Annotated in this window: 12 protein-coding genes; all 12 read left to right on the top strand. The window is 46.7% G+C overall.

The window, feature by feature from the left end:
• Positions 1 to 52 precede the first annotated feature (52 nt).
• The 12 genes from nagE to B0H99_RS03810 all read left to right on the top strand — a co-directional run bounded on the left by nagE (position 53) and on the right by B0H99_RS03810 (position 12,492).
• Positions 53 to 1,987 (top strand): N-acetylglucosamine-specific PTS transporter subunit IIBC, encoded by a 1,935-nt coding sequence (gene nagE / locus B0H99_RS03865; RefSeq protein ID WP_106532315.1) that lies wholly within the window; start codon positions 53 to 55, stop codon positions 1,985 to 1,987.
• A 59-nt stretch (positions 1,988 to 2,046) separates the two neighbouring features.
• Positions 2,047 to 3,216, top strand: coding sequence for an N-acetylglucosamine-6-phosphate deacetylase (gene nagA / locus B0H99_RS03860; RefSeq protein WP_106532314.1), 1,170 nt, complete (start codon positions 2,047 to 2,049; stop codon positions 3,214 to 3,216).
• Positions 3,213 to 3,953 carry a glucosamine-6-phosphate deaminase gene (gene nagB, locus B0H99_RS03855; protein WP_106532313.1) on the top strand — a complete coding sequence of 247 codons (741 nt, stop codon included), beginning with the start codon at positions 3,213 to 3,215 and terminating at the stop codon, positions 3,951 to 3,953. The genes nagA and nagB overlap by 4 nt, the downstream gene beginning before the upstream one ends.
• A gap of 5 nt (positions 3,954 to 3,958) precedes the next feature.
• Entirely contained in the window at positions 3,959 to 4,681 is a 723-nt protein-coding gene (locus B0H99_RS03850) for a GntR family transcriptional regulator (protein ID WP_106532376.1), read from the top strand.
• A gap of 192 nt (positions 4,682 to 4,873) precedes the next feature.
• Complete coding sequence (locus B0H99_RS03845; protein ID WP_106532312.1) at positions 4,874 to 5,140, top strand: HPr family phosphocarrier protein; 267 nt, start codon at positions 4,874 to 4,876, stop codon at positions 5,138 to 5,140.
• A gap of 566 nt (positions 5,141 to 5,706) precedes the next feature.
• Complete coding sequence (locus B0H99_RS03840; RefSeq protein WP_106532311.1) at positions 5,707 to 7,815, top strand: BglG family transcription antiterminator; 2,109 nt, start codon at positions 5,707 to 5,709, stop codon at positions 7,813 to 7,815.
• Between the two features lie 37 nt (positions 7,816 to 7,852).
• Positions 7,853 to 8,293, top strand: a complete 441-nt coding sequence (locus B0H99_RS03835; protein WP_106532310.1) for a PTS sugar transporter subunit IIA — start codon at positions 7,853 to 7,855, stop codon at positions 8,291 to 8,293.
• Positions 8,293 to 8,565: a PTS sugar transporter subunit IIB gene (locus B0H99_RS03830; RefSeq protein ID WP_106532309.1), complete on the top strand. Its 273-nt coding sequence runs from the start codon at positions 8,293 to 8,295 to the stop codon at positions 8,563 to 8,565. The genes B0H99_RS03835 and B0H99_RS03830 overlap by 1 nt, the downstream gene beginning before the upstream one ends.
• 60 nt (positions 8,566 to 8,625) lie before the next feature.
• Positions 8,626 to 9,921 carry a PTS ascorbate transporter subunit IIC gene (locus B0H99_RS03825; RefSeq protein WP_106532308.1) on the top strand — a complete coding sequence of 432 codons (1,296 nt, stop codon included), beginning with the start codon at positions 8,626 to 8,628 and terminating at the stop codon, positions 9,919 to 9,921.
• A gap of 75 nt (positions 9,922 to 9,996) precedes the next feature.
• Positions 9,997 to 10,989, top strand: coding sequence for a phosphotriesterase family protein (locus tag B0H99_RS03820; RefSeq protein ID WP_106532307.1), 993 nt, complete (start codon positions 9,997 to 9,999; stop codon positions 10,987 to 10,989).
• A 12-nt stretch (positions 10,990 to 11,001) separates the two neighbouring features.
• Complete coding sequence (locus tag B0H99_RS03815) at positions 11,002 to 11,739, top strand: creatininase family protein (RefSeq protein WP_106532306.1); 738 nt, start codon at positions 11,002 to 11,004, stop codon at positions 11,737 to 11,739.
• A gap of 18 nt (positions 11,740 to 11,757) precedes the next feature.
• Entirely contained in the window at positions 11,758 to 12,492 is a 735-nt protein-coding gene (locus B0H99_RS03810) for an SIS domain-containing protein (RefSeq protein ID WP_106532305.1), read from the top strand.
• The last annotated feature ends 202 nt before the right edge of the window (positions 12,493 to 12,694 follow it).

The following is a 12,694-nucleotide window of genomic DNA, read 5'->3' as shown; positions in this document are numbered from 1 at the left end:
TACAGGTCTTAGTTATAGTGAACTTAAATATATGAAAAGGAGTGGAAGTCCTTTGTTCAACTTTTTGCAACGAATAGGAAAATCATTGATGTTTCCGATTGCTACTCTTCCTGCGGCGGCCTTGCTTTTACGGTTTGGCCAGGATGATTTGCTTGGTATCCCGTTTTTATCTGCAGCCGGAGCTGGAATCATCGACAACCTCGCAATCATTTTTGCCATCGGCATCGCATTCGGCCTTGCCCATGACAGCAACGGTGGAGCAGCGCTTGCTGGCGCGATCGCTTATCTAGTTTTGACTGCGGCCATCGCGACGATCAACGAATCGATCAATATGGGGGTATTTGCCGGAATTCTTTCGGGGATTGTCGGCGGATTGCTTTACAACAAATTCTATAACGTGAAATTTCCCGCCTGGCTGGCGTTTTTTGGAGGAAGGCGGTTTGTCCCCATTATCACAGCAGCAACTATGACCGTCTTAGCCGGCCTTTTGGGGTATGCGTGGCCGCCCATCCAACAAGGCATTGACGCAGCAGGTGACTGGATCTTAAACGCCGGCATGTTTGGTGTCGGTGCTTATGGCTTTTTAAACCGTTTGCTTTTGCCGACGGGCTTGCACCATGTGATCAACACCATCGTCTGGTTTGATTTTGGAACATTTACCGATGCGGGCGGCGAAGTCGTGCGCGGAGAAATCAACCGTTTCCTAAAAGGCGATCCGACAGCGGGGCCATTCCTTTCGGGCTTCTTCCCGATTATGATGTTCGGCCTTCCGGCAGCCTGTCTTGCAATGTACATGGCAGCAAAAAAAGAGCGCAAAGCGGCTGTCGGCGGAATGCTTGTCAGTATTGCTTTTACGTCTTTCCTAACCGGAATCACTGAACCAATCGAATTCTCGTTCATGTTCTTGTCCCCAGTTTTATATGTAGTCCATGCTTTGCTTACGGGAGTTGCCATGATGGTGGCGTTTGCCTTTGACATCCGCCATGGTTTCGGATTCTCAGCCGGTGCCATTGACTATGTGCTGAATTTCGGCCTTGCGGAAAATCCGCTGATGCTTCTGGTGATGGGCCTCTTTACCGGCGCCATCTACTTTGCCATTTTCTATCTCCTGATCGTCAAACTGGATTTAAAGACGCCAGGGCGCGAAGATGAAGACGAAGATATGGTAGAAGGAGACAGCACAGAGCACGGAACAAGCGGAACAGATGAAACAGATGCAAGAGCCTACCAGACGATTGCGGCGCTTGGCGGCACCGATAATATCGTAGCGGTCGATTACTGCACAACCCGCCTTCGCTTAAGGGTGAAAGATGCGGACCGGGTAGACGAAAAAGCATTGAAGCGCTCGGGTGCTCGCGGTTTGATGAAAATAAACAAAACGAATGTTCAAGTTGTTATCGGAACAGCAGTTGAATTTTTGGCAGATGCCATGAAAAATAGAATTGCGAGCGGGAATCCACCGTTAGATCAGAACATCGATTTCAACTCTAACGCAACAGCTCCGAAAGAAGAACTGCCGATGAAAAAAGAAATCTTGCCGGAGGATTTTGTGATGCCGGTCGACGGGAAAATCATTCCGCTTTCTGAAGTGCCGGATGAAGTGTTTGCCCAAGGCATGATGGGTCCAGGGTTTGCGATTGTTCCATCAGGAAATACGATCCATTCGCCGGTTGACGGGAAAATCGTCAGCATCTTCCCGACAAAGCATGCTATCGGACTTGTAACGGATACGGGCGTTGAAGTGCTGATCCATTTCGGTTTGGATACGGTGAATTTAAAAGGCCAAGGATTCGACTTGCTTGTTGAAGACGGTCAGCTGGTAGAGCGTGGTGATGCGTTGTTGAAAGTTGATATGGACTTTGTCGGGGCAAATGCGCCTTCAACCGTAACGCCGATTGTTTTCACTAACTTGACCGATCAAAAACTTGATGTTCTAAAAACCGGCAATCAACGCCAAGGCACAACCTCTATCATCAAGGTTCAATAACAACAAACAAACCAGGAGATCCTTTGTGATTTTCCTGGTTTTCCAAAGGAGAGGCTAACGTGGCTAACACTATTTTAATTTCTGCGATAACGATTGTTGATGCTGCAAGTGGCACGTTCACTGGTGATATTTTTATAGAAAATGGCAAGATTATTGAAGTGGCGGCAAGAATTGACCGAAATGCCGACATTCATATTGACGCCGCGAATAAAAATTGGAACGCACTTCCAGGGTTCATTGATGTGCATATCCACGGTGCGGCAGGTTTTGATGCGATGGACGCAACTCAAGAAGCACTGGCTGGAATAGCAGCAGCTTTGCCAAAAGAGGGGACGACAAGCTTTTTGGCGACAACCATGACGCAGTCAGAAAGCGCGATCAGCAAAGCGCTGCAAAATGCCAGCCGGTTCGCAGCAAGTGAAGGACAGGCGGAAATGCTTGGCGTTCATTTGGAAGGGCCGTTCATCTCAACAAAAAGGGCAGGCGCTCAGCCGCTTGAACACATAACGGAGCCGTCAATCGAGCAATTTAGCCGTTGGCAGAAAAAAAGCGGCGACCGCATCAAACTGGTGACGGTTGCCCCTGAAGTGGAAAACGGGCTGGACTTTATCGAAGCTATAGCCAAAAGCGGAGTTGTTCCGTCAATCGGACATACCGACGCAACATTTGAAAATGTTCAGGAAGCGGTGCAAAAGGGAGCGAGCCATGTCACGCATCTATACAACCAGATGAGCCCGCTCCACCACCGGAATCCAGGCGTGGTCGGCGCGTCTTTGTTGGAAAATGCACTGACAGTGGAACTGATCGCTGATTTCATTCACAGCCATCCTAAATCAGTGGAACTCGCTTTCCGCCAAAAAGGAGCAGGCCGAATGATGCTTATCACCGACGCCATGCGGGCAAAAGGACTTGAACCGGGTATGTATGACCTGGGGGGGCAGGAAGTCCGGGTCACGGAAAAGGACGCGCGGCTTTCGGACGGGACGCTGGCTGGCAGCATATTAACGATGGACGAAGCGGTGAAGAATGTGGCTGAACTTACCGGCTGCACGCTTTCGGAACTTGTGGCAATGACATCGGCTAATGCGGCGAAAGAACTTAGGCTCGAGCAAAAAGGCAGCATTGAAAAAGGAAAAGACGCGGATATCACCATTCTCGACGAACAGTTCAATGTGCAACTGACCATCTGCAGAGGAACCATCGCATATTCGAAGGAGGAGTTGTCATGAACGTCCACGTATATGAAAACTTTGACACCTTGAGCAAAGAAGCAGCAAAGCGGGTCGAGGAGCAGCTGGCAGAAAAAAAAGCTTCGGTTTTAGGGTTGGCGACAGGTTCGACGCCAATCGGCCTTTACCAGAAAATGAGCGAAGGCGTCAAAAAACGCGGCATGTCTTACCGGTATGTTCAAACGATCAACTTGGATGAATATTTAGGGCTGGACCCGGCGCATCCAAGAAGCTACCATACATTTATGGAAGAACATTTATTCAAGCACATCGATCTTCCGGAAGCAAACCGGCATTTGCCGAACGGCAAGCCCGGTTCGGTGGAAGAGGAATGCCTTCGTTATGAGCGGTTGATTGATTCAATCGGACCGATTGACTTGCAAATACTTGGGCTTGGCACAAACGGCCATATCGGTTTTAATGAACCGGGAACTGCAGAAGATGAAGAAACGCATTGTGTTCAATTGGCGGATTCTACCCGTGAAGACAATGCGCGCTTTTTCGGCTCCATTGATGAAGTGCCGACCCATGCCATCACGATGGGCATTCGTTCCATCTTGAAAAGCAAGGAAATTCTTCTATTGGCTTCCGGCAAAAACAAAGCGGAAGCGGTGAAAACGTTGCTTGAGAAAAAAGTGACAAAAGAATTCCCGGCTTCGTTTTTGTGGAACCATGACAACGTTACGCTTATGGTGGACCGGGAAGCTTACGGACTAGTGGATATAAAAGGATGGTGATTGAGGTGGTAGATAAACAGTCGCCAATTCCAATTTATGCGCAAATTGAAGAACAGCTGAAAAGCCGGATTTCAGAAGGCGAATTTCTTCCTGGTACAGCTATTCCGTCTGAACGGGAACTGACAGAAACGTTCGGCGTCAGCCGGATGACCGTTCGCCAATCAGTTACGAATCTGGTGAACGAAGGCTTGCTGTATCGGGAAAAAGGGCGCGGCACATTTGTGGCTGCGGCGAAAGTCGAACAGCCTCTAAGCGGCATGACCAGTTTTACAGAAGACATGTTGTCGCGGGGCATGGAGCCAAGCAATGAATTGTTGAAGTTTGAAAAAAGAAAGCCGGATAAAGTGATTGCCGAGGAATTGCAGCTTGAGGAAAGCGACGAAATTTTCTTCGTAGAGCGGATTCGATATGCGGATAAAATCCCGATGGCGATCGAACGGACATATTTGCCGGTAACGCTTTTCCCTGAACTGGGGAGAGAAGTGTTGATAGGATCGCTTTATTCATACGTTGAAGGGTCAGCGCAGCTGAAAATCAGCGGCGCCGTCCAGCGAATGGAAGCGGCGCTGGCTAAAAGGGAAGATGCCGAATTGCTCCATGTGGAAACGCCGTTTGCCGTATTGGTCATCGAGCGTGTGAGTAAACTAAGCAACGGAGTGCCTTTTGAAGTGGTACGGAGCACATACCGTGCCGACCGCTATAAATTTACCAGTGAAATCCAGCGTTGATTGGAAAGAGCTGAAGGATTTTCTTCAGCTCTTTTGGATTTAATGGTTAAGAATCCACTCGGATTGTTCACGCATCAGACAAATTTTTAATATTATCAGGATTGTAAAATAGACTTTTAGAAGCGGTCAATGCTATTCTAAAGACATTGGCTGTTTAACTAGAAAGAAGCCACCAAAAGGAGAGAATGTAACATGGTAGAAAAAAGCTACAAAATCACAAGCCCTGAAGGTCTTCACGCACGCCCAGCGTCTGCACTAGTCGCAGCGGTATCTCCATTCGCGGCAGACGTGAAACTAGGGTATAAAGAAAAGCAAGTCAACATGAAATCAATCATGGGTGTTATGTCACTTGGAATCGCAATGGGCGGAGAAATCCAAATCGTTGCAGATGGTTCTGACGAAGATGCACTTATGGCTAAAGTAGACGAAGTTTTGGTTTCTCAAAACATCGCTCAATAATACAGGTTTCATGAAAGCGCCAACTCCTTGGTAATAGGGGTTGGCGTTTTTTATTTATAGCGGTGCAGGAAGTGAGCTTGATCTGGCATGTAAGGAGTGAGGAAGTTCATGAAGCGGCTTTAGAAGTTCATGTTAAAAGCTTAAAAGTTCATGTAAGAATAGAAAAAGTTTATGAAGAAAATATTGGCAGCCTACTTTCCGGAAATGGGAAGTGGGCGTTTTTTATTGGGGAACGAGGACGGTTTGTGTAGAAAAGTTGATCTGGCATGTAAGGAGTGAGAAAGTTCATGAAGCGGCTTCAGAAGGTCATGTTAAAAGCTAAAAAGTTCATATAAGAACATCGAAACATCATGAAGAAAATTTTTCCACCCACTGCAACCTCATACCCAGAAGGATTTGATCTCCCATTATAAGATCCAAAGCTGAAGTCCAATTTTGCATAATTAGGCAGACAACATTTGGCCTCCACATTCTGATATACCCAAGCTATACTTAAATTAATAAAACTTTTGTAATTATCTGATATCTATCTTTGCACTTTCAAATAGAAGAGAGGTGAGCAGAAAATGGCATTGGATCAGCGGAGTCACGCATTACTGTCTTATCTGACGCAGACACAGGGATATGTTCCGCTTGAAGAGATAATAGAGAAATTTAATATTTCCCGGCGCACCATTTATTACGATATTGATAAGATAAACGACTGGTTAAAAGAAAATAATCTGCCGGCTGTGCAACATGTAAGATCTGCAGGTTTTCACTTGGGAAAAGAAGCGGCAACTCATATTCCTGAGAAACTTGGCGTATTGAAAACTTGGCATTACGAGTATTCCGGAAAAGAACGGAAGGCCTGGCTGACTATTTATTTGATGATCAGGAATACACCAATGTATTTGGAAGATTTGATGGAGAAGCTGCGTGTCAGCAGGAACACTACGATCAATGACATAAAAGCGTTGAAAAAAGAGCTGGAACGATTTGATCTCGAGCTGGAGTTCGACCGGAAATCGGGTTATTTGTTGAAAGGCAAAGAAGAGGACAAAAGGAAAGCGCTCGTATTTTATCTGGAGCATGCATTGCCAAAGCAAAGTTGGCAAAGCTTGCTGGCGCAGCTTCCTGCTATTTTGTCCAACAACGACAGTCTGGAATTTTTGGGGTTTGAGAAGATGCTGGCCGTAGAGCGCATTGTTGCCGAAAGCGAGCAGGAATTGAATGTCCAGTTTACGGATGAATTTCTTCATAGCTTGTCTTTCCGTCTATTGCTGTTCGGCAGAAGGCTTGTCCAAGGCAAAAAAGTTGAAGTGGATGCTATTGAAAAAGAGGTGCTGAGCGATTTAAAAGAATATGCCGCAGCGAAAAGAATGAGTGAAAAGTTGGCGGTGTTGTTGGAAGTGGAATTTCCGGAAGATGAGATTTTCTATATCACCAAGCACTTATTGAGTTCCAGGGTGCAGTTTTCAGAGTCCCGGCTTGAAAACGGGAGCAGCCATGATTCACAAATTCTTGCCCGTGTCGTTTCGCATATGGTGACGGATTTCCAAAAATACGCCTGCATCTTGTTTGAAAACCGCGAGGAAGTTGAAGCTAATTTGCTGCTTCATGTAAAACCCGCTTATTACCGGATTCTTTACGGAATTGAAGCGGAGGAACATATGACCAATTCGATCAAGGAAAAATACCCGGATATTTTTCAGCTCAGTAAAAAGGTTTCAGTTCACTTGGAGCAGGCGACGGAAAAACCGGTCAACGATAATGAAGTTGCACTGATTGCTGCTCATTTCGGCGGTTGGCTGGAGAAAACTGGCGCTAAACCCGCTAACCGAAAAAGGGCGCTTCTTGTTTGTACGTCTGGAGTTGGCACATCCCGTTTGCTTCAGCATCAGCTTGAAGAGTTGTTTTCAACAGTCGACATTATCGGCTGTGTGTCGTTAAGGGATTATGAAAAAACTCAAATCCACGCTGATTTTATTATTTCCACCATTCCTATTGCTGAAAAAGAACGGCCGGTTATTGTTGTGAGTCCGATCCTGGCGGAAACAGAGAAAGAAAACCTGCTTAAAAAAGTGAATGCCTTGATGGAAGCAACGCCCCAATCGCGCAATTCGGAAGAAGCCGTACTGGATATTGTCCGCAAATATGCAGATATCAAAGATATGCAAAATTTACAGAGGGAATTGCGGCAATACTTTTATCAGCCGCAGAGTATTGCTGAGGCCATGAAGCCCGAGTTGAAAGACTTATTAAAGAAAGAGTTTATCCAAACGGCGGAACAGGTCGGAGACTGGAAGGAAAGCATCCGACAGGCAGCTTTGCCGTTGATAGAAGGGGATTTCATCACAGAGGGATATGTCCAGGCGATGATTGACGCGGTAAACACTATGGGGCCTTATATCGTCATTTCTCCAAAAGTGGCCATTCCCCATGCCCGTCCCCAAGACGGTGTAAAGAAAATCGGAATGAGTTTGCTGCGCGTCGAACAAGAAGTACCATTTTCTGATGAGGAAAAGCATCAAGTCCGTGTGATTGTTGTATTAGCCCCTATAGATGGGGACAGCCATTTAAAAGCTCTCGGCCAATTGGTGAAAATACTGAATGACACAGAGCTTAAAGCCGAGTTGCTTAGAGCAAGTTCTCGTGAAGCTATTTATCAACTCCTTGAAACCCATCTTCATTAAGCTATGGACTACATGAACTATAGAAAGGAATATGGATATGAAGTTTTTAGAGAAAAACCTTATCGCTTTGGATGTCGAGGTGAATTCTCCGGAAGAGGCCATACGTGTGGCAGGTGGCCTGCTTGTCTCGGAAGAGCTGACGGAACCTCGGTATGTGGAAGCCATGCTGGAATCTTACCAGAAGAATGGACCTTATTTTGTTCTCGCGCCGCAAATTGCTTTGCCGCACGCTCGGCCGGAAGACGGAGTCAAAGAAGCATCCGCATCTTTTGTCAGGCTCCAAAAGCCGATCGCTTTCGGAAGCGCCGCAAATGATCCGGTTCAACTGGTCTTTGCTTTGGGTGCGTCTTCAAGTGACGAACACCTGGCGATGATGAAGCAACTGGTCATGCTGCTGAGCAATCCGGTCCACGTCGAAAATTTAAAAACAGCCACAAGCTACGAAGAAATACAAAAAATGATTAGGAGGAATGAATAATGTTAAAAATTTTATGTGTATGCGGGCTAGGGCAAGGGACAAGTTTGATCCTGCGGATGAACGTGGAGCAAGCGCTTGGCGAAAAAGGAGTAACAGCGGATGTTGAGCACATTGACGTTTCAGCGGCTTCAAGCATGGATGCCGATTACATCTTTACAAGCAACGAACTGGCGGAAAGTCTGCAGGGCCATGCCGGAAAAATCATTGTCGTAAATAACTATTTCGATATGAACGAAATAAACGAAGCAATCGATCAAAACATCGAGCAGTAACGCCAAAAGATCGTGTAGATATGGGCGGAAGGACAGGACAAACGAAAAGGAGATATAACAATGGAGATTATCTTTTGGTTAGCGGATAACGTATTTGGAACGCCCGCTATTTTATTAGGGATTATCGTCTTAATCGGTTTGCTGCTGCAAAAAAAGACAGCCAGCCAGCGAATAAGTGGAACGTTCAAGGCCATAATCGGTTTTCTGATCATCAGTGCCGGCGCTTCCATCATCGTAGGCGCGTTGACCGTTTTTGAACCGCTCTGGAAAGAAGTATTTAATCTTCAAGGGGAAACCTTGGGGCAGTATATGGGCCAGGAGCTGTTTAACACAGAATATGGAAGCGCTGTCACGTTGGCTATGACGTTAGGTTTTCTGATCAATGTTCTATTGGCACGATTCACCAAGCTAAAATATATTTACTTGACCGGCCATATGATGTTTTGGACAACGACCATTTTCGCCGGTATCGCTGTCCACACCTCTCCTGATGTTTCTTTTTGGCGCCTGGTCGTGTTCCTGTCGATTATTATGGGGATTTACTGGACAGTCCAGCCGGCACTTACACAGCCGTTTATGCGCAGAATCATCGGCAATGACAATATAGCGTTAGGGCATACTTCCGCTTCTGTTGCTCTTCTTTCTGCATGGGGAGGAAAACTGTACGGAAACAAAGAAAATGATTCCGAAAAAATCAATCTTCCAAAAGGATTGGAATTCCTGAGGGATTCCAACGTCATAACGGCATTGACGATGGGATTATTGTTTCTATGTGGAGCGATCATCATCTCTTTCAAAGACACGCCAGGAGCGCAAGAATTGCTGGCAAGCTCTGGAAACCAGAACTTCATCGTTTATGCGATTATCCAGTCATTTACCTTTACAGCAGGAATTGCTGTTGTTTTGACAGGGGTCCGCATGTTTATCGGCGAAATTGTTCCCGCCTTTAAAGGGATTGCAACTAAAATTGTTCCTGGTGCAAGGCCCGCACTAGATAACCCGATTGTCTTTCCATATGCGCCAAATGCCGTAATTCTCGGATTTCTAGGTGCTTTTGTCGGGGCGTTAATCTGGCTGGTCATTCTAGGGAATTCGGTAGGCTATGTGTTTGTTCCGACTATGATCGTCCTTTTCTTCCATTCTGCTTCCGCCGGGGTATTCGGAAATTTAACCGGTGGAGTGCGCGGTGCGATTATGGGCGGATTCATTACAGCGACCATTGTGGCATGGGGCCAGTTCATAGCGGTAAAAATGCTGCTCGCGGGCACTATTCCTGATACGGCAATGTGGGCGGCGGATTCCGACATGTTCATACTCGGACCTGTCATCCGCTTGCTGGCTCAACTACTCCTATAATAAATGCATAAAGAGGCGCTTTTCCGCCTCTTTTCCTTGTTTATGAAAATGTACGAGTGAAAGGAGAGGCAAGTTATGGGTTTCATACGAACATTGCGGGGGGACATCAAACCGGAGGAATTGGGATTTACTTATTCCCATGAACACATTGTCTGCCGGCCAGCTTATTGGGTAGAGAGGGACGCGGATGATTTATTGCTGGACGATAAAGAAAAATCAAAGCTGGATGTGTTGGATTTTAAAAATCACGGCGGCCGATCGATTGTAGATGCGACCGCAATCGATTACGGGCGGGATGTCCAAACAGTCAAAGAAATTTCTGAAGAACTGGATATCCATATTGTCGGAACGGCGGGATTCAACAAAAGCTTTTTATGGGACGCAACTATCAAAGAAGAGCTGAAGCCGATCATAGGCGATTACCGAACATACAGTGAATGGATTGAAGCAAAAAGCATCAACGAATTGACCGATTTTGTCATCAAAGAAGTAGAGGAAGGGCTGGAAGGGACGCCGTATAAAGCAGGGCAAGTGAAGTTCGGGACCGGCTACAACCGCATTACGCCATTGGAAGAAAAAACGCTGCGGGCAGTAGCAAGAGCTCATCTGGAGACAAAGGCGCCGTTGCATTCCCATACCGAAGCGGGGACGATGGGACTCGAACAAATCGAACTTCTGCAAAGCGAAGGAGTCGATCTCTCCTACATGAGTTTTGGCCATATGGACCGGAATCCGGATCCGTATTATCACGAACAAGTAGCTAAAACTGGAGCTTACCTAAGTTTTGATGGCATCGCCAAAATCAAATACGCGCCGGAAAGCACAAGGATCCATTGTATTTTGGAGTTGGTCAAAAGGGGATTTGAAAACCAGGTTTTAGTCAGTGGAGACACGGCCCGAAAAACCTACTATAAACATTACGATTATGGGCTGGGACTGGAATACATCATCGCCAAGTGGGTGCCGCGGTTTATTGATGATGCAAACCGGCAGGGGTTTGACGGCGAAAAACTGGTCCATAAGTTTTTTGTCGAAAATCCGGCTCGCTGCTTTACGTTCAATCGATAGGAGATGAAGGTGTTGATTTTCCAAAACGAAAATTCATATGATGTTAAAGGAAAAATTGAAAAAAGCGGAGTGGCCATCTTGCCGATCGGCGCTGTTGAAGCGCACGGGCCGCACCTTCCACTGGGCACAGACAATTACTTGGCAGAGAGGCTAGCGGCAAAAGTCGCAGAGAAAACGGGAGCGTTCGTTTTGCCGACTTTGCCGTATGGCCAAGTCTGGAGTTTGAAAAACTTTCCTGGAAGTATCAATGTCAGCAATGAATCGCTGATTGGTCTGCTGGTGGACATCGGGATTTCCCTGCACCAACAGGGGTTCAGTATGTTCGTGATGATCAATGGCCATTTGGGCAATGCTGTTGCCTTAAAAGAAGCTGCGCGGAAGCTTTACAGTGACATTCCGGAATTCAAAGTGCTTTATTTGTTTTACCCTGGGGTAAAGCAAATAACAGATGAAGTAAGGGAAACGCAATCGGCGCACGCAAGTTATTTTCATGCTTGTGAAATCGAAACGTCATACATGCTTTATTTGGCGGAAGAATTTGTTGATATGTCGAAAGCGATAACCGATATACCGGTTATTCCATCGAGCGCTGATGTTACGCCAACCCCTTGGGAGGAATTTACACGTTCAGCTGTATTGGGAGACGCAAAGCTGGCAACAAAAGAAAAAGGTGAAAAAATCATTAGCGTAGCCCTTGAGAACATGATGGCGCTGATCAATAACATGAGAACTGCACCTAAGCAAAATTAAAAAGCAGGAGCTGATAGCATGCTGAACGATTATTTCGACCAAGTAAAAGAGCGCATCGAGTTAGTGGAGAAGAGCGAAAAAACCAATATGCTGGAGGCGGCCCGGAAAGTGGCGGAAGCCATCCAAAAGGGCGGCATCATCCAATTGTTCGGCTGCGGGCATTCGCATATTTTAACCGAGGAAGTGTTTTACCGTGCAGGCGGTTTGGTTCCCATGAAGCCGATTTTTGTGGAACCGCTGATGCTGCATGAAGGCGCCTTAACGTCTTCGCAGCTGGAACGGAAAAACCAGTATGCTGAAGGGTTTTTAACCGAACAGGATTTCAGGGAGGACGACGTGGTGTTCGTGCTGTCGACATCGGGCCGCAATCCTGTGCCGGTCGACGTTGCCCAGTTTGCGCGTGAAAAAGGGGCTTATGTGATCGGGTTGACTTCATTGGAATATTCACAGAGCCAGCCTTCGCGCCATACGAGCGGCAAACATTTATTCAACTCGGTCGACCTGGTCATCGACAATCACTCGGTGAGCGGGGATGCCATCCTTTCTTACGAAAAAGTGAAAGTGCCATTTGGACCGACCTCCACAGCCGTCGGTGCAGTCATTCTGAACGCCATTTTTGCGGAAGCGATCCAACTGATGGCGGACAAAGGGATAGAACCGCCTATTTTTCTTAGCGGCAATATCGATGGAGCAGACGACCATAACAACGGACTCGTGAAAAAATACCAGGAACGAATTCCGTTGTTGTCTTGAGTTTATTGGTAAATTTTAAAAAAATGAAATGGGAATCGTGCCACTCTCCGGGAATAACGAATGATCGAGACTCCGCAGCCCGTGCTTTTGCACGGGCAAGGGGGCTTGGGCGTTCGTCCGCAGGAAAAGGCGCGCATGCCCAGCTCTTAACTTCAAAATCCATTCCAAACTAAAAGCCTGCCCCGGAAAGTCTCCGGGCGCA

This window comes from Planomicrobium soli (genome assembly GCF_003014655.1).
Lineage (GTDB): Bacteria > Bacillota > Bacilli > Bacillales_A > Planococcaceae > Planococcus > Planococcus soli_B.
This window is presented reverse-complemented; position numbering and strand designations above follow the sequence as displayed.

Coding starts and splice junctions, on each gene's coding strand:
- B0H99_RS03825 (WP_106532308.1), top strand. CDS start 8,626: ATGGAGATTATCTTTTGGTTAGCGGATAACGTATTTGGAACGCCCGCT.
- B0H99_RS03810 (WP_106532305.1), top strand. CDS start 11,758: ATGCTGAACGATTATTTCGACCAAGTAAAAGAGCGCATCGAGTTAGTG.
- B0H99_RS03845 (WP_106532312.1), top strand. CDS start 4,874: ATGGTAGAAAAAAGCTACAAAATCACAAGCCCTGAAGGTCTTCACGCA.
- B0H99_RS03820 (WP_106532307.1), top strand. CDS start 9,997: ATGGGTTTCATACGAACATTGCGGGGGGACATCAAACCGGAGGAATTG.
- B0H99_RS03840 (WP_106532311.1), top strand. CDS start 5,707: ATGGCATTGGATCAGCGGAGTCACGCATTACTGTCTTATCTGACGCAG.
- nagB (WP_106532313.1), top strand. CDS start 3,213: ATGAACGTCCACGTATATGAAAACTTTGACACCTTGAGCAAAGAAGCA.
- B0H99_RS03835 (WP_106532310.1), top strand. CDS start 7,853: ATGAAGTTTTTAGAGAAAAACCTTATCGCTTTGGATGTCGAGGTGAAT.
- B0H99_RS03830 (WP_106532309.1), top strand. CDS start 8,293: ATGTTAAAAATTTTATGTGTATGCGGGCTAGGGCAAGGGACAAGTTTG.